The sequence below is a fragment of the Kitasatospora sp. NPDC058162 genome, from assembly GCF_042884005.1.
Classification (GTDB): domain Bacteria; phylum Actinomycetota; class Actinomycetes; order Streptomycetales; family Streptomycetaceae; genus Kitasatospora.
On sequence record NZ_JBHVUS010000007.1, the window covers coordinates 159,976 to 178,003 of the forward strand.

An 18,028-nucleotide genomic window follows, 5' to 3' on the forward strand; every position below is an offset into this window, starting at 1 on the left:
CGACGCAAGAAGGAACACCGTGGCAATCATCGCGGCCCCACAAGATCTGACCGAGTCCGACGTCTTCGTCGACCTCGAGCCGCTGCTCGGCCGGCAGCTGTACCTGAAGTGCGAAGGACTCAACTTCGGCGGTTCGATCAAACTGCGGGCAGCCGCGTCGATGATCTCCGCAGCCGAGCGGGCCGGAACCCTCGGCCCCGACTCGGTGCTCATCGAGTCGTCCTCCGGCAACCTCGGGGTGGCCCTCAGCATCATCGCCGCCAACAAGGGCCTGCGCTTCACCTGCGTCACCGACCGGCGCTGCAACGAGATCACCGCCGCCACCATGCGGGCGCTCGGCACCGACCTGGTCGTCATCGACGAGCCCGATCCGGAGGGCGGCTACCTGGCGGCCCGCCTGGACTGGGTGCGCAGCCGGTGCGCAGCCGACGAGCGGTACGTGTGGCTCAACCAGTACACCAACGAGGCCAACTGGGGCGCGCACTACGGCGGCACCGCACCGATGATCCTCAAGCACCTCCCCGACCTGGAGGTGCTGTTCGTCGGGGTCGGCACCGCCGGTACGGCGATGGGCTGCGCCCGCTACTTCAAGGACATCGGCAGCCCCGCCAGGATCGTCGGCATCGACTCGATCGGCTCCGTCAGCTTCGGCAACCCCCCGGGCCCCCGGCTGATCCCCGGGCTCGGCGCCGGGGTCCGGCCCGCGCTGCTGGACCTCTCCTACTTCGACGACCTGGTCGAGGTCGCCGAGCTGGACTCGGTCCGGACCTGCCGGTCGCTCGCCTCCCGGGGCATGCTCTTCGGCGGCTCCACCGGCACCGTCGTCAGCGGCGCGATGCGGTGGCTGGAGCGCAACGACCCCGGCCGCGTGCTGCGTTCGGCCTGCATCTCGCCCGACATGGGCGACCGCTACCTCAGCACGCTCTACGACGACGCCTGGGTCCTCGAACACTTCGGGCCGCGCGCGCTGGAACCGCTGCCCGCCTTCTCCCGCTGACCTCCTCCCCTGACCCTGAAAGGCAGAACACCGTGTTTGAGTTCGACCTGGTCCCCGGCCCGACGGTGCACGAGATCGTCGAGGAGAACCGGAAGGAGGTCATCGACGTCGTCCGGCGCACCTACCTGGCCCACGAGGCCGGCGAGTCGGTCAACCCGGACAGCTACTTCCTGCGCTTCCCCGACAAGCCCGACTCCCGGATCATCGCCCTGCCCGCCTTCCTGGGCGCGGACGTCCAGCTGGCCGGCATCAAGTGGATCTCCAGCTTCCCGGCCAACACCTCGGCCGGCGTCCCCCGGGCCTCGGCCGTCCTGGTGCTCAACGACTACCGCACCGGCTACCCCGTCGCCCTCCTGGAGGCGGCCACCATCAGCTCCGCCCGTACGGCGGCGTCCGCGGCCGTGGCGGCCACCGCGCTGCGCCCGGGCGGCTACCGGGGCACCACCGTCGCCGTCGTCGGCGCGGGGGTCATCGCCCGCAACGTCTGCAGCTACCTCACCGCCGCCGGGTGCGCCCCCGACTCCTACCTGGTGCACGACCTGCACCAGGAGTCCGGGGACTCGCTGGTGGCCCACCTGCGCGACGGACTGGGCCAGTCCGCCGAGTTCTGCGCCGACCTGGAGACCGCGCTGCGGGCCGACACGGTCGTCTTCACCACGACCGCCGGGACGCCCTACGTGCACACCCCGTTCAGGCCGGGCCAGGTGGTGCTCAACCTCTCGCTGCGCGACCTCGCCCCCGAGGTGATCCTGGCGGCGGCCAACGTGTTCGACGACGTCGAGCACTGCATGAAGGCCGACACCTCGCCGCACCTCGCCGAACAGCTCACCGGCGGCCGGGAGTTCGTCACCGGCACGCTGGCCGGCGTGCTCAACGGCGACGTCGCCCCCGACCCCGGACTCCCGGTGGTCTTCTCGCCCTTCGGGCTCGGCGTGCTCGACCTGGCGGTCGGCTCCTACGTGCACGCCCGGGCCCGCGCCGCGGGCACCGCGATCGCCGTCCCCGACTTCTTCGCCGAGACCAGCCGCTGGTGACGGCCCGCGGGGCCCGTGCCCGTCACGGGTCCCGCCCGCGCCGGGCGGCGCGGTGATCCGAATGTCAGCGCCCAGCCGACACCGAGGCTGGGATTCCCCGAGGTGGACTCTCTTATGATCACGCACTGGTGGCTTACCGAAATGCCGCCCGTACCAGGGCTGTTGCGGGCTGCCGTGTACACGGGCCTGCTGGTCCTGTGCCTCGTCGACCACCCCTCGCCGCTGCACTCCGCGAAGATCGTCGCCGGCACCGAGCAGGTCTTCTACACGCCGGTCGGCGTGATGCGGCTGCTGGGTCTGCGCCGGGTGGACCCGCGGGTGCTCACCCTCGTCGCCCGGCTGACGGTCGGGTTCTGGATCGCGGCCGCGGCCGGGCTGCTGCAGCCGGTCAGCGGGATCCTCGCCTTCCTCGGCTTCGCCTTCCTGCACATGGTCAACGCGGGCGCGCTCGGCGCCAACCACTCGACGCACTCCGCGGTGTACACGATGTTCGCCCTGTGCTTCTCGGTCAGCTACGACTTCTCCGCCGACCGGCTGCTCGCGGACCACACCGGCTGGCCCCGACTGGTGTCGGAGCACTCGGTGTTCACCTCCGGCTTCGCCCCCCTGCTGCTGCTCTGCTTCCTCGCGTACACCATGCTGGCCGGCGGCGTCGCCAAGCTCCGGTACGGCGGGCCGCGCTGGCTCGGCGGCAAGGCCCTGCGGTTCTACCTGGAGCAGTCCGCGGTCGCCGCCCGCTGGCCGTGGCTCTCCCGCCAGGTGGTCGCGCGCCCCGGGGTGTGCCGGGTGTTCGCCGTCGCCGCCGTCGCGATCGAGCTCTCCGCGCCGCTGGCCGTCGTGGACTCCACCCTGCGGATGCCGGTGATCCTGTCCTGGACCTGCCTGCACATCGGGATCCTGCTGCTGATGATGCCCGCGTACTGGGTCCAGATGTGCTGCTACCTGCTGCTGCTCGACTGGCCCTGGATCGCCTCGCTGTTCACCGGCCACCGGCCCGACCGGGCCCCGGTCGCCGAGGGCGGCGGCGCCGTCGCGCTCGCGGTGTTCGGCAGCGCCTGCGTACTCCTCCTCGGGTACGTCCTGGTGCGCGAGTCCGAGCAGTGGCCGCTGACGAGCGTGCCGATGTACTCCAACGGGGCGCCGGCGGACGCCCCGCGACCGCCCGCCCGCGACGAACTGCACGCCCGGGCGGTGCGCGCCGCACGCGGCCGGCACGCCGCCTGGCAGCGGGCCTGGGTGATCGAGGAGGTCATGGAGGACATCTGGATCCGGCCCGCGGACGGCGGTGAGGGGCGCCCGCTGTTCCTCCTGCTGCACGAGCACAAGGTGGCCGGCTTCGTCCGCTGGTCGCAGTACACGAAGGTGGTCCGGGAGATCGCCGTCGAGGACGTCGCCGCGAAGCCCGCCGACCACCCGGAGGCCGGGGTCGAGGGCACCGAGTACCCCGCCACCCGCTTCCTGCGCGAGCTGGCCCCCGTGATCAGGAAGTCCCTGCCGGACTGGGAGCGGTACGACCGCCTCGAACTGGTCTGCCGCACCGACTCCGGCGGCGTCGTCATCGGCCGGGCCCAGCTGGCCGAGCAGCCCGCCCTGACCGGGGAGCTCCGGCGATGAGCGCCCCGGCCCCGACCCCGACCGTCACCGAAGGCAACCCCGCCGAACGAAATGAGGAAGCAGTGGGTGTGGACAGCGTGCACCACCCGGACGCGATCGGCCCGGCTCCCGCGGCCGAGTGGTACCCCCTGTCGTCGGGCCAGCTCGCCATGTGGCTGGTCGCCCAGGCGGGAGCCGCCTCCGACGCGGCGTACACCGTTCCGTCCGTCTACGAGCTGCGCGGCGAGCTGGACGCGTCGGCCCTGCGCGGGGCGTTCGAAGCGCTGCTCGCCCGCCACGAGTCGCTGCGCACCGCCTACGGCGTGGTGGACGGCGTGCCCGTCCAGCGTGCGGCGGCGGACGCCGTCCTCGACTGGCGGTGCGTGAGCGCGGCCGACGCCGCCGAAGCCGACGGCGCCGCCGAGGAGTTCGTCTCCCTCGGCTTCGACCTCGCGGCGGGGAAGCTGCTGCGCGTCCTGCTGGTCGAGCGCTCGCGCACCGAGCACCTCCTGGTCGTCTCGGCCCACCACATCGCGGTGGACGGCTGGTCGCTCAGCGTCCTGATCGACGAAGTCGCCGTCGCCTACCGGGCCTTGACGGCTGGCGCGGCGCCCGCACTGCCCGCGCTCGAACTGCAGTACAAGGACTACGCCGTCTGGCAGCAGGGGCTCCTGGAGTCGGGCGCGTTCGACGAGGCCCGGAGCTACTGGCAGGGCCGGTTCACCGACGGGCCCGAGCTCCTCGACCTGCCCGCCGACCGGCCCCTCCCGGCCGAGCGCACCTTCCGCGGCGGCGTCGTGCGCGGCATGATCCCGGCCGAATCGCTGGAGGCCCTCAAGGAGCTGTGCCGGACGGAGCAGGTCACCCTGTTCGCGGGTCTGAGCGCCCTGCTGCGGGTGCAGCTGCACCGCTACACCGGGCAGCGCGACTTCACCCTCGGCACCTCCTCGCTCGCCCGGCCCGTCCCCGAGCTGTACGACCAGATCGGCTACTACCTCAACAGCATCGCGCTGCGGAACACCGTCGAGCCGGGGATGAGCTTCCGCGCCCTGCTGGGCGCCGTGCAGGGAACGCTGCGCGAGGGCCTGCGGCACAGCGCCTACCCCTTCGACCGGGTGGTGCGCGACGCGGGCGCCGCGTCCGACGCGCACCGCAACACGCTCTTCAACGTGCTGGTCATGGTCGGCCAGGGCTGGGGCGGCCCGAGCGAGGAGATCGACGGGCTGCGGATCCGCCACCTCGACACCGGCAACGGCCACAGCAAGATGGACCTCACGTTCTTCTTCGAGGAGACGCCCGCCGGGCTGCAGGCCGCGGTCGAATACTCCACCGAACTCTTCGACGCCGACCGCGTCGAACGGCTGCTGGGCCACTTCCGCACCCTCCTCGACTCGGTGCTGCGCGAGCCGGACCGGGCCGCCGACACGCTGGTGCTGCTGCCCGCGGCCGAGCGCCGCCTGGTGGTGAGCGGCTTCAACGGGACCGCGACCCCCTACCCGCTCGACACCCCCGTGCCGCAGCTCGTCGAACAGCAGGTGCGGCGCACCCCCGACGCGGTGGCGACCGTCGACGAGCGGGAGACCCTCACCTTCGCCGAGCTGAACGCGCGGGCCAACGCGCTGGCCCGGACGCTGCGCGAGGAGCACGGCGTACGGCCGGGCAGCCTCGTCGCCGTCCTGATGGACCGGTCGGTGGACCTGACGGCCGCGGTCCTCGCCGTCCTCAAGGCCGGTGGCGCCTACCTGCCGGTCAGCACGAAGGACCCGGCCGACCGGGTCGCCGCCATCCTGGCGGACAGCGGCTGCCGCGTCGTCCTGGTGCGCGGCAGCGGTACCGCGGTGCCGGGCGACCTCGCGGTGCTCGACGTGACCGACCGGGCCGCCCTCGACCCGCGCACGGACGACCTGCCGCCGCTCGCCGGCCCCGACGACCCCGGCTACTGCATCTACACCTCCGGCTCGACCGGCATGCCCAAGGGCGTGCTCGTCGAACACCGCGGCCTGGTGAACCGGCTCCGCTGGATGACCGACGACCTGGGCCTGACCGCCGCCGACGTCATCCTGCAGAAGACCCCCTACGTCTTCGACGTCTCGGTGTGGGAGCTGCTGCTGCCCGCCGTCATCGGCGCCAAGCAGGTCATGCTGCGGCCCGGCGGCGAGTCCGACCCGGCGGCGATCCGCGCGGCGATCGGGCAGCACGGCGTCACCACCCTGCACTTCGTGCCGTCGATGCTGAGCCAGTACCTCGCGGCCGTCGACGGCGGCTTCGACGGCGTGCGCTCCTGCGTGTGCAGCGGCGAGGAGCTGGACCGCGACCTGGCCGACCGGTTCTTCGCGGCGGTCGGGGCCGGCGGGGCCCGGCTGATCAACTACTACGGCCCCACCGAGGCGACCGTCGACGTCACCGCGCTGCACGTGGCGGACCGGCCCGGCCCGGTCACCCTCGGCACGCCCGCGCCGAACAACCGGCTCTACGTCCTCGGCGACGGCGACGAGCCGTGCCCGGTCGGCGTGACCGGAGAGCTGTGCATCGCCGGCGTCCAGGTCGCCCGCGGCTACCTCAACCGCCCCGAGCTGACCGCCGAGCGGTTCACGGAGGACCCCTTCCACCCCGGCGAGCGGATGTACCGCACCGGCGACCTGGCGCGCTGGCTGCCGAACGGGGAGATCCTCTACCTCGGCCGCCGCGACGGCCAGGTCAAGGTCCGCGGCCTGCGCATCGAGCTCGGCGAGATCGAGCAGGCGCTGCGCGAACAGCCCGGTGTGGACCGGGCGGTCGTCCTGGCCCGGCGGGACCAGGCGGGCGGCGACTTCCTGTGCGCCTACGTGACGGGCCGCGCGGACCTCGCGCCGCAGGAGCTGCGCGACGGACTGGCCCGCCGCCTGCCCCCGTACATGGTCCCCTCGCACTACGTGCGCACCGACGCCATCCCGGTCACGCGCAACGGCAAGACCGACCGCAAGGCGCTGCTCGCGCTCACCGGCGCGCGCTCGGCGGGCGGCGAACAGGTGGCCCCCCGCACGGAGTTGGAGGAACAGCTCCTCGACCTCTGGCGTTCGCTGCTCCCGGCCGGCCCGATCGGTGTCACCGACGACTTCTTCGTCGTCGGCGGCCACTCGCTCAGCGCGCTCCAGCTGAGCTCGCGGATCGCCCGGGGCCACGGCGTCCCGATGTCCCTCGCCGAGGTCTTCGCCCACCGCACCGTCGCCGAACAGGCCCGGCTGATCGAGCAGTCGGCCACCGTCGACGCCCGTCCGGCCACCTCGGTCACCCCGCGCCCGCGCGCCGAGCGCCACCGGCTGTCCTTCGCGCAGGAGCGGATGTGGTTCCTGTACCGGCTCGACCCGGACAGCGCCGCGTACAACATCCGCGTCCTGGCGAAGCTCGACGGACCGCTGGACGCCGGGGCACTGCACGAGGCCGTCCGCAGCCTGGTGGCCCGGCACGAGATGCTGCGCACCACCTACACCGACGCCGGTGACCAGGTCTTCCAGGTGCCGCGCGACGACATCGGGGCGGCCTTCGAGGTCCGCGACCTGACCGCGTCCGGCGTCGAGGAGGCCCGCGAGCAGGCCCGGCGCGGCGTGCTCGGCGAGGACTCCCTGCCCTTCCGGCTGGAGGAGGAGGGGCCGCTGCGGGTCGTCCTGTTCCGCGTCGGCGAGCGGGAGCACCAGCTGCTCGTCACCCTGCACCACATCGCGGGCGACGGCTGGTCGCTCCGGCTGCTGATGCGCGAGCTGTCCGTCCTGTACGCCCACCACCTGGGCGAGCCCGGCGCCGCCCGCACCATCGAAGCCGTCCCGCTGCCCGCCCGGACCGTGGACTACATCGACTACGCCGAGGCGGTGCGCGACCCCGCGCACCAGGAGGCCGTCGAGCAGGACCTGCAGTACTGGACCGACCGGCTGACCGGCTGCCCGCCGCTCGAGCTGCCCACCGACACCCCGGAACCGGACACCGACCACACGGCCGGCGGACGGGCCTCGGTGACCGTCCCCGTGGACACCGCCCGGCGGCTGCGGGAGCTCGCCGACCGCACCTCGACCACGCCGTTCGAGATCACCATGTCGGCACTGAACCTGCTCCTCGGACGCCTGGCGGACCAGCAGGACCTCGCCGTCGGCTTCCCGGTCGTGGGCCGCGAACAACTCGAACTCGAAGGCGTCGTCGGGCTGTTCCTCAACACCCTCGCGCTGCGCACCGACCTGTCCGCCGCCACCACCTTCACCGACCTGCTCCGGCAGGTCAGCGCGGGCGTCCGGGACGCGTACGCCCACCAGACGGCGCCGTTCGAACTGGTCGTGGAGCGGCTCAACCCGGTCCGCAGGCTGGACCGCACCCCGGTCTTCGACGTGCTGCTCAACTACCTGGGCACCCTGCGCGAGGACATGGCGATCGACCGCGTCGCGGTCGAGTTCGACGACCACCTCTTCGAGCCCGAGGCCAAGTTCCCGCTCAGCTTCTACGTGAGCGACGTACCCGAGGGCATGCACATCGAACTGGTCCACCGCCCCGGCCTGTTCGGCGCCGAGCGGGCCCAGGCGATGCTCGGCCAGCTGGCCTCCGTCCTCGCCCAGGCGGCCGAGGGCCCCGACCGGCCGCTCGCCCGCTACTCGCTGGCCCTGCCGGGCGACGCCCACGCCGTCGATCTGGGCCGCGCCCTGGAACGGCCCGCCCAGCCGCCGATCACCGAACTGATCGAGGCCCGCGCGGCGGCCGCCCCCGAGCGCACCGCCATCCGCCAGGGCGAGGACACCCTCGCCTACCGCGACCTGGTGGCGCGGGCCGAGGCCGTCGCCCGCGAACTCGCCGCCCGCGACTGCGGCCCCGGCGACGTGATCGGCGTGACGGGCCCGCGCGGCATCGGGTTCGTGGTGAGCCTGCTCGGCGTCCTGCGCAGCGGCGCCACCGCCTTCCCGGTGGACCCGGCGCTGCCGCAGGGCCGCCGTCGGCACCTGCTGTCGATCGGCCGTCCGAAGCTCTTCGTCCACGCCGAGGAGGCCGGGGACACCGCGGGCCACGAGATCACCGCGGGCCTGGAGACGGTGCGGACCGACGCACGCACCGGCGAACTGCGCGAACCGGCCTCGGCGCCCGCCCGCCAGGCGGTGCTCGCACCGGTACCGGCGGACGGCGCCGCGTACCTGTTCTTCACCTCGGGCACCACCGGCACCCCGCGCGGCGTGCTCGGCCGGCACAGCGGCCTCAGCCACTTCCTGCGCTGGCAGAGCGGGACCTTCGGCATCGCCGCGGAGGACCGCTGCGCCCAGCTGACCAGCGCCTCCTTCGACGTGATGCTCCGGGACACCTTCCTCGCCCTGGTCAGCGGCGCCACCCTGGTGGTGCCGGAGCCGACGGACACGCTCGGCGGCAAGGCGGTCCTCGGCTGGCTGGAGCGGGAGCGGGTGACCGTGCTGCACGCGGCGCCCACCGTGCTGCAGTCGTGGCTGCTGGACGCCCCGTCCGGTGCCCGACTGCCGGACCTGCGCTGGACCTTCCTCGCCGGCGAGCCCCTGAAGGCCGCGCTGGTGGCGGAGTTCCGCGCGCTGTTCCCCGGCAGCGGCGAGATCGTGAACCTGTACGGGCCGACCGAGACCACCATGGCGAAGTTCGCCCACCCCGTCCCGTACGGGACGCTGCCCGCGGTCCTGCCGGTCGGCTCGCCGCTGCCGCAGACCCAGGGACTGGTCATGCGTGACGGCGTCCCGTGCGGCGTCGGCGAGCCCGGCGAGATCGTCATCCGCACGCCGTTCCGCACCTTCGGCTACCTCGACGACCCGGAGGCCAACGCGGCCGCGTTCTTCCGCAACCCGCACCGCGACGACGAGCAGGACCTGCTCTACCGGACCGGTGACATCGGACGGGTGCGCCCGGACGGCCTGCTGGAGATCATCGGCCGGCGCGACCACCAGCTCAAGATCAACGGGGTGCGGATCCACCCGGCCGAGATCGAGAACGCGCTGGGCGGACACCCGCGCGTCTCGGCCTGCCTGGTGACGGCCCACAAGGATCCCGACGACCCGCACCGGGAACCCCACCTGGTCGCGTACGTCGTACCCGACCGGGCGGACGCCGCCCTCCCCGAGCAGCTGCGCGGCCACCTGGCCGACCTGCTGCCGCGGGCCATGGTCCCGGCCGAGTTCATCACCCTGGACCGCATCCCGACCACCCCCAACGGCAAGACCGACCGGGCCGCGCTGCCCGCGCCGAGCTTCGCCCGGGACGTCCCGGCCGCGCCCGCCGAGGCGCCGCGGACCGACACCGAACGCGCCCTCCAGGAGGCCTGGAGCACCGTCCTGGACCGGCCGGTGGCCGGAGTCCACCAGGACTTCTTCGCCCTCGGCGGCACCTCGCTGAAGCTGCTCCGGCTCTTCTCGCTCCTGGAGGAGCGCTTCCCGGGCGCCTTCCGCGTCGCCCAGCTGTTCACCCACCCCACGATCGCCACCCAGGCGCGGCTGGTGGAGCCCGCGCCCCAGCACACCGAAGACGAGGTTTCCGAGCATGACTTCTGAGCAGACCACGGCGGTCACGGGTCGCGCCGGGGACCGCGCGCGCGACATCGCCGTCATCGGCATGGCCGTCCGGATGCCCGAGGCCGACGACGTCCAGCAGTTCCTGGCCAACCTGCGCGAGGGCCGCGACAGCGTCCGCGAGCTGTCGGCCGAGCGCCGCCGGCGCACCTCGATGTCACCCGACGCCGACTACCAGCTCAACGGCTACATCGAGGACATCGACTCCTTCGACCACGCCTTCTTCGGCATCTCCCGGGGCGAGGCCCAGAACATGGCCCCCGAGCACCGGCTGCTGCTCCAACTCGCCCACCAGGCCATGGAGAACGCCGGCTACGACCCGGCCGCCCTGAAGGGCCGCCGCGCCTGCGTCTACGTCGGCGACACCCGCCTGGAATACCAGCGGCTCGCCCGGACCGTCGAGCCGACCATGGTCATGGGCACCCACGCCTCGGCGACGGCCGGCCGGATCTCCCGCTTCTTCGGCCTGCGCGGATCGGCCGCCATGGTCGACTCGTCCTGCTCGTCCGCGCTGCTCGCGCTGCACCAGGCCGTGAACGAGCTGGTCCTCGGCGACGCCGAGCTGGCGCTGGTCGGCGGCATCAACCTCAACCTGTTCGGCGAGCCGAAGCACGCGGACGACGAACTCGACCTCGGCATCCGGTCGGCGGACGGCAAGACCCGGGCCTTCTCCGCCGACGCGGACGGCACCGGGGCCGGCGAGGCGGCCGCGATCGTGGTGCTCAAGCCGCTCGGCCAGGCGCTGCGCGACGGGGACCCGGTGCACGCCGTCATCAAGGGCACCGCCGCCAACAACGTCGCCGGACGGGCCAGCACGCTGACCGCCCCGGACAGCGCCGCCCAGGCCGAAGTCATCGAGCGGGCCTGGGAGAAGGCCGGGATCGACCCGCTGACCGTCTCCTACATCGAGGCCCACGGCACCGCCACCCGGCTCGGCGACCCCATCGAGATCGAGGCCATCGACCTGGCGTTCGGCCGGGTGACGGACCGCAAGCAGTTCTGCGAACTGTCCACCCTGAAGAGCAACATCGGGCACACCTGGAGCGCCTCCGGCCTCGCCGGCCTCGTCAAGGCGGTCCTCGCCCTGCGCCACCGGCAGCTGTTCGCCAGCCTCCACTCGCACACCCTCAGTCCGCTGATCGACTTCGCGGGCTCGGCGGTCCGCGTCACCCAGGAGCTCACCGCCTGGGAGCCGGAGGCCGGGATCCGCCGGGCCGGCGTCAGCTCCTTCGGTGTGATGGGCACCAACGTGCACGCCGTCCTGGAGGAGGCCCCGGCCCGTCCGGCCGCCGAGACCGGCAGCGTCGACGGCCACTGGTTCCCGGTCTCGGCCAAGAGCGCCACCGCCCTCCGGGCGAACCTCGCCGCGCTGCGGCAGTGGATCGCCGAGCGGCCCGAGCTGACGGCCGCGGACGTCCAGGCGACCCTCGTCGCGGGCCGCGGCCACCACCCGCACCGGGCCTGCGTCATCGCTGGCGACCTCACCGAACTGTCCGACGCGCTCGCCGCACCCGCCGTCACCGGGCCCGACACGGCGGGCGCCGTCACCGTCCTGCTGGTGTCCGGCCGGTGCACGGCCGACGCCGCCCTGACGGCCGCCTTCCGCCGCGCCCACCCCCACTTCGAGGAGCTCCACACCCGGGCCGAGCGGGCCGCCGGGGAGGCCGCCGCCGACCCGCGCGCCGCCCGATTCGCCTTCCAGTACGCGCTGTACGGGCTGCTGCGCCACCTCGGCCTGGAGTTCCGCCACGTCGTGGGCGAGGGCGCGGGCAAGCACGTGATCGACGCCGGCGCGGAGCGGATCACCCTGGACGAGGCACTGCGCCGGACCCTCGCCGAGACCCCGGGCGAGGCCACCGACCTCGACGCCCGCGCCGAGCGCCTGCTGGCCAAGCTGTCGGGCGAGGGCCGGGTCCTCTTCGTCGAGGCGGGCCCGCTGTCCACCGTCTCCGGCGCCCTGGCCGCGCGCGGCGGCTCCGGGCACGGTGTGGTGTCCGTCCCCGCCACCGCGGACGCCTACGCGGGCTTCCTGCGCGAGCTCTACCTCGGCGGCGCGCACTGGAGCTGGGAGCACACCGCGGGCGCGGGCCGCCGGATCGAGCTGCCCTCCTACCAGTTCGACCGCGTCCGGTGCTGGCTGGACGAGTCCAACGTGGTGACGGCCCACGACCCGGCGGTCCCGGCCGCCGCGGACGGGGAGACCGCCGCCGACAGCGGCCCGGTCGACGTGTACGACTCCGTCGTCGCGGTCTGGCGGGAGGTGCTGGGCCTGGACGCCCTCGACCCCGACGACTCCTTCTTCGAACTCGGCGGCGACTCGATCAGCGGCCTCCAGGTCCTCAACCGGCTGCAGACCCTGCACGGGGTCGAGCTCGACGACTTCGCGATCTTCGACTACGAGACCCCGCGCACCCTCGCCGACCACGTCGAGGAGACCGTGCGGGAGCAGTACCCGGAGCGGGCCGCGGTCGCCGAGGCTGCCGGAGCCGCCGAGCAGCCGGTACCCGCCGAGCAGCCCGTGCCGACCCAGGAGCCCGTGCCCGCCCAGGAGCCGGCGGCGGCCGAGGAGCCGGCGGCGGAGCCCTTCCCGGCCTCGCCCGCCCAGCTGCACATCTGGCTGGCGTCCCAGTTCGAGGGCGGCTCGGTCGCCTTCAACCTCACGCGCTCCTTCCAGCTGACCGGGGCGGTGGACCGGGCGGCGCTGCAGCGCGCCCTGGACGCGCTGGCGGACCGGCACGACGGCCTGCGGGCCACCTTCGCCTTCGCCGGGGAGCAGCTGACCCAGCGGATCACCCCGCGGGCGGGCTTCACCGTGCCGCTCGAACTCGCCACCGCGGCCGGGGATCCGGCGAACCAGGCCGGCCCGGTCGAGTCGGCGCGGGCGTTCGCCGCCCGGCCCTTCGACCTGGAGAACGGCCCGCTGCTGCGGGCGCAGCTGCTCTCCTTCGACGGGGACCGGCACCTGCTGACCCTGAACACCCACCACATCGTCGCCGACGGCTGGTCCCTGCAACTGCTCGTCCGCGACCTGGGCGCGCTCTACGCCGCGTTCACCCAGGGCACCGCGCCCGGTCTGCCCGAGGTCGGCGCCGACTACCGGACGCACCACGTCGCCGAGGCGCAGAGCACCGCGGCCAAGCGCGAGGAGGCCGCCGCGTACTGGCACACCGCCTTCGCCGGCGAGGTGCCCGTCCTCGACCTGCCGGTGCGCTCCGACGCCGGAGGCACCGCCTTCGGCGGCGCCTACCGCAACTACGAGCTGCCCGAGGCGCTCTGGCAGCGGCTCAAGCGGTTCAGCCAGGCCGAGGGCAGCACCGTGTTCACCTCGGTGCTGAGCGCCTTCGCGGCCGTCCTCGCCCGCTACAGCGAGCGGGGCGAGCTGGTGCTCGGCACCTCCCTGGCCGGCCGCGGCCGCCAGTCCCTGGAGCAGTTCGTCGGCATGCTGGTGCGGACCCTCCCGCTGCGGCTGGCGGTCGACTCCGAGCGCGGTTTCGCCGAGCTGTGCCGGCAGGTGCGCGGGGTCTTCGGCGACGCGGTGCGCCATCTCGACCACCCGTACGAGGAGTTGGCGCAGGAGCTGCACCGCAGCGGCCGGTCGCACGGCCCGGACCTGTTCGACGTGCTGATCGAGTTCGAGCAGTTCGGCGGCTCCGACGAGGCGCCGCTGGGCGCGATGGCGACCCCCGCGCTCCGGGTGGCCCCGGTCGAGCTGACCCTGGAGACCAGCGTCTTCCCGCTCAACATCATGCTGGCCGAGCAGGCCGCCACCCTGGAGGCGGCCGTCCGCTTCGACACCCGGCTCTTCGACGAGCACACCGTCGACCGGCTCTGGGAGGCCTTCGAGGGCCTGCTGGAGGCGGTGCTCGACAGCCCGTCCGCGGCCCTGGACGGACTCCCGCTGCTCTCCGCCGAGGAACAGCGGCGGGTGCGCACCCACGGCCACCACGAGCTCGACTTCGACCGCTCGCTGCAGATCCACCGGGCCGTCGAGCGGTTCGCGCGCACCGCACCGGACCGGGTCTGCCTGTCCTGCGGCCCCGAGCGGCGCACCTACGCCCAGCTCAACGCCCGCGCCAACCAGCTCGCCCGGTACTTCCGCGGTGAACTCGGCGTCCGCCCCGGCGAGGTGGTGGCGCTGGTGATGGACCGGTCCCTGCTGATGGTCGAGTCGATCCTCGCGCTGTGGAAGTGCGGCGCGGCCTACCTGCCGGTCGACCCGGGGTACCCGCCGGCCTTCGTCCGCCGGATGTTCGAGTCCTCCGAGGTCCGGGTCGTCGCCTTCGACCCGGAGCGGGCCACACCGGAGCTGCGGGCTCAGACCGTGGACGGCTGCCGTGCTGTCGACGTCACCGACGCCACCGGCGCCGGGGAGGACACCGCCGACCTCGGCCTGCCCGTCGACGAGTCGGGGCTCTCGTACGTCATCTACACCTCGGGTTCCACCGGCGTGCCCAAGGGTGTGATGGTCGAGCACCTGGGGATGCTCAACCACCTGCACGCCAAGATCGCCGACCTCTCGCTCACCGAGCGCAGCGTGGTGGTGCAGAACGCCTCGAACAGCTTCGACATCTCGCTGTGGCAGATGTTCGCCGCCCCCTACGCCGGCGGGCGCACCGTCATCATCGACGAGGCGCTCCAGCTCGACCCGCTCCGCTTCGCCGACCGGGTCGAGGACGAGCGGGTCACCGTCCTGGAGGTGGTGCCCTCGTACCTGGACGCGATGCTCGACACCTGGCAGCGCTCCGGCCGCCGCGTCGCCCTGGCGGACCTGGAGTACCTCATGGTCACCGGTGAGGCGGTGCTGCCGCGGCAGGTCAACCGGTGGCTCGCCGAGTACCCCGCGATCCCCGTCGTCAACGCCTACGGCCCCACCGAGGCCTCCGACGACGTGACCCACCACCTCATGTCCGAGCCGGTCACCAGCGAGATCGTGCCGTTGGGCCGGCCGATCGCCAACACCCTCGTCTACGTCCTCGACGAGCACCTGAGGGTCTGCCCGCAGGGCGCGCGCGGCGAGATCTACGTGTCCGGCATCTGCGTGAGCCGCGGCTACCTGAACGCGCCCGAGCAGACCGAACGGGCCTTCATGGCCGACCCGTTCGAGCCCGGCCGGCGGATGTACCGGACCGGTGACAACGGCCGCTGGACTGCGGACGGCGCCCTCGAGTACCTGGGGCGCACCGACAGCCAGGTGAAGGTGCGCGGCTTCCGCGTCGACCTCGGCGAGATCGAGCGCCGCGTCGACGAGTGCCCCGAGGTGAAGTCGGCCGCCGTCGTCACCAAGGGCGCGGGCCGGGACAAGCAGCTGTACGCGTACGTCGTCCTGGAGCCCGGTGCCTCGTCGGCCGGGCTGCGCGAGCGCCTCCACCAGGCGCTGCCGCAGCACATGGTGCCCGCCGAGTTCATCGAGGTGGACCGGCTGCCGCTGACCTCCAACGGCAAGGTCGACCGCAAGGCCCTCGCGGCGCGCGAGGTCCTCCGGGCCGGCGGTGACGCGGTGGTGGCGCCCAGGACCGAGGACGAGCGGGTGCTCGCGGAGATCTGGGCGGAGGTGCTCGGCACCGAGGGGATCGGGGTGACCGACCGGTTCTTCGAGGTGGGCGGCAACTCGCTGCGCGCCATCCAGGTGCTCGCCCGGATCCGGGGCCGGATGGGCGTCGAGATCGGCCTGGAGACCCTGTTCGCCCGGCCGACCGTCGCCGGACTGGCCGACGCGGTGGCCACCGCGCAGGCCCCGGTGCTCGACCCGATCACCAGCCTCGGCGGACCGGGTGACCACGCCGCGGCCCCGGCCCAGGAACTGCTGCTCGACATCGAGCGGACCTCCCCGCAGCCGGGCGCCTTCCACCGCAACGACCGGCACGCCCTGCACGGCCCGGTGCGGCCGGCCCTGCTGGAGGAGGCCTTCGCCCTCCTCACGGAGCGGCACGAGAGCCTGCGCACGACGTACGCCGTCGTCGAGGGCCGCGCCGTGCAGACCGTGCACGCGCCCGGCGAACTGCCGCTGCCGTTCCGGGTCCACGACCTGTCGGACCGCACGGAGGAGGAGGTGGACGCGTTCGTCGCGGCCCGGATCCGCGAGCCGTTCGCCATCGACCGCGAGCCGCTGGTCAGGGCGGATCTGATGCGTACCGGCGAGGACAGCCACGTACTCCTGACGTCGATGCACCAGTTGGTGTCCGACGGCACCTCCGCCCTGGTGTTCAAGGAGGACTGGCACGAGCTGTACGAGGCCCTGGTGGCCGGGCGTGCGCCCGCTCTCGCCGAACTCGCCGTCCAGTACAAGGACGTGGCGGCCTGGCGCGCGGCCCGGCTCGCGGGCGAGGAGGGCGCTCGGCACCGGGAGTTCTGGCTGCGCGAGCTGGACGGTGCCTCACCGTTCGTGCCGCTGCCCGCCGATCTGCCCAGGCCCGCGGTCACGGCGCTGGCCGGCGCCCGGCTGCGGCTGCCACTGCCGGGGGACCTCACCGAGGGGTTCGCCGCCCTGGCGAGCCGCCACGCGGTCACCGAGTTCGTGGTCGCGCGGTGCGCGGTGGGCCTGCTGCTGTGCGCGGAGACCGGCCTGACCGACATCACGGTCGGCACCTACACCCAGGGCCGCCGTCGTCTGGATCTGGAGGGCCAGATCGGGTTCCACATCAACACCGTCCCGCTGCGGCTCCGGCTGTGGCCCGACGACGACGTGAGCTCGGTCCTCACCCGGACCCAGGGCGACGTCCTGCGGGCGTTCCAGCACGAGGAGTACCCCTACGGGCGGACCATGCGCGACCTCGGCTGGGAGCGCGGCACCGACCGGAGCCCGCTGTTCGACGTGATGGTCGCGATCGACCAGCTGAGCGCCGTCCCGGCGGAGCGGACCGGCCTCAGCGTCACCTTCGAGGCGAAGGAGTTGCCGCGCCGGTCGAAGGAGGCCGACCTGCAGTTCGTCTTCATCCGGTCTGCCGATAGCCTCGAACTCGCGTTGACGTACAACAGCGAGGTCTTCTCCCCCGAGCGGGCCGAGGCCTACCTCGTCCGCCTGCGTGCGGTCGTCGGGGCCATGGCGGCCGGCCGTCCCATCGTCGAGATCCTCAAGCAGGAGGAATGGACAGCATGAGCGAGACTCAGAACGCCGAGATCCTGGCGGAGCTGGATGCCGCCCGCCGTTCGGCCGGGGTGGCCGCCGAGCACGGCGAGGTCGTGCGCGAGTTCACGGCCGACGGCTCGGAGTGCCGCATCGTCTACTCGCGCCTGGCCGAGGGCGAGGCCGAGGAGGTCGTCCGCGCGGAGCAGGCGCTGGCCCGGGAGGGCGGCTACACCCTGGAGTGGAAGGTCTACGGCCACGACGTGCCGTCCGGCCTGGGCGCGCTCCTGGTGGCCGCGGGCTTCGAGCCCGACGACGAGGAGCAGGTCCTGGTGCTCCCGGTCGACGAGGCCGCCCTGGCCGCGTTCGACACCGACGGGTACGACGTCCGTCGCGTGCAGGACGAGTCGGGGCTCGACGACTACGCCGAGATCGCCCGGGAGATCGGCCGGAAGAACCCGGAGGGGGAGCGGCAGCAGCTGGCGCTCCTCCTGCGGGAGGCACCCGAGGCGATGAGCGTCCACATCGCCTACGTGGACGGCGAACCGGTGTCCTGCGGTCGGGTCTACTTCCAGGACGGCACCCCCTTCGCGGAGCTGGCGGGCGGCCGGACCAAGACGACCCACCGGGAGCGGGGGCTGTTCTCGGCGGTCGTGGGCGCCAGGCTGAAGGAGGCCCGGGAGCGGGGCCGGTCGGTGCTGGTCACCGACGCGCTCCCGACCTCGGAGCCCATCCTCCGCAAGCGCGGCTTCCGGGTGGTCACCTCGACCACTCCGTACGTGTACGAGCCCGAGGCCTGAGCCGGGTCACC

6 protein-coding genes are annotated in these 18,028 nt (G+C 73.4%); all 6 read left to right on the top strand.

Going from position 1 to position 18,028, the window contains the following annotated elements; all coding sequences use genetic code 11:
- The first annotated feature begins 19 nt into the window (after positions 1-19).
- Positions 20-997, top strand: coding sequence for a 2,3-diaminopropionate biosynthesis protein SbnA (gene sbnA / locus ACFVXG_RS16430; RefSeq protein ID WP_387928089.1), 978 nt, complete (start codon positions 20-22; stop codon positions 995-997).
- 32 nt (positions 998-1,029) lie between these two features.
- Positions 1,030-2,031, top strand: a complete 1,002-nt coding sequence (gene sbnB / locus ACFVXG_RS16435; protein WP_387928091.1) for a 2,3-diaminopropionate biosynthesis protein SbnB — start codon at positions 1,030-1,032, stop codon at positions 2,029-2,031.
- A gap of 141 nt (positions 2,032-2,172) precedes the next feature.
- Positions 2,173-3,645, top strand: coding sequence for a hypothetical protein (locus ACFVXG_RS16440; RefSeq protein ID WP_387928093.1), 1,473 nt, complete (start codon positions 2,173-2,175; stop codon positions 3,643-3,645).
- Positions 3,642-10,136, top strand: coding sequence for an amino acid adenylation domain-containing protein (locus tag ACFVXG_RS16445; protein WP_387928095.1), 6,495 nt, complete (start codon positions 3,642-3,644; stop codon positions 10,134-10,136). Before ACFVXG_RS16440 ends, ACFVXG_RS16445 begins: the two co-directional genes overlap by 4 nt.
- Complete coding sequence (locus ACFVXG_RS16450) at positions 10,126-17,250, top strand: amino acid adenylation domain-containing protein (RefSeq protein WP_387928096.1); 7,125 nt, start codon at positions 10,126-10,128, stop codon at positions 17,248-17,250. Before ACFVXG_RS16445 ends, ACFVXG_RS16450 begins: the two co-directional genes overlap by 11 nt.
- Positions 17,247-18,017, top strand: a complete 771-nt coding sequence (locus ACFVXG_RS16455) for a GNAT family N-acetyltransferase (RefSeq protein ID WP_387928098.1) — start codon at positions 17,247-17,249, stop codon at positions 18,015-18,017. The genes ACFVXG_RS16450 and ACFVXG_RS16455 overlap by 4 nt, the downstream gene beginning before the upstream one ends.
- Positions 18,018-18,028 lie beyond the last annotated feature (11 nt).

Bases quoted from the DNA above. Each gene is read 5' to 3' on its own strand.
- ACFVXG_RS16440 (WP_387928093.1), top strand. From the start codon at position 2,173: ATGCCGCCCGTACCAGGGCTGTTGCGGGCTGCCGTGTACACGGGCCTG.
- ACFVXG_RS16445 (WP_387928095.1), top strand. From the start codon at position 3,642: ATGAGCGCCCCGGCCCCGACCCCGACCGTCACCGAAGGCAACCCCGCC.
- ACFVXG_RS16450 (WP_387928096.1), top strand. From the start codon at position 10,126: ATGACTTCTGAGCAGACCACGGCGGTCACGGGTCGCGCCGGGGACCGC.
- ACFVXG_RS16455 (WP_387928098.1), top strand. From the start codon at position 17,247: ATGAGCGAGACTCAGAACGCCGAGATCCTGGCGGAGCTGGATGCCGCC.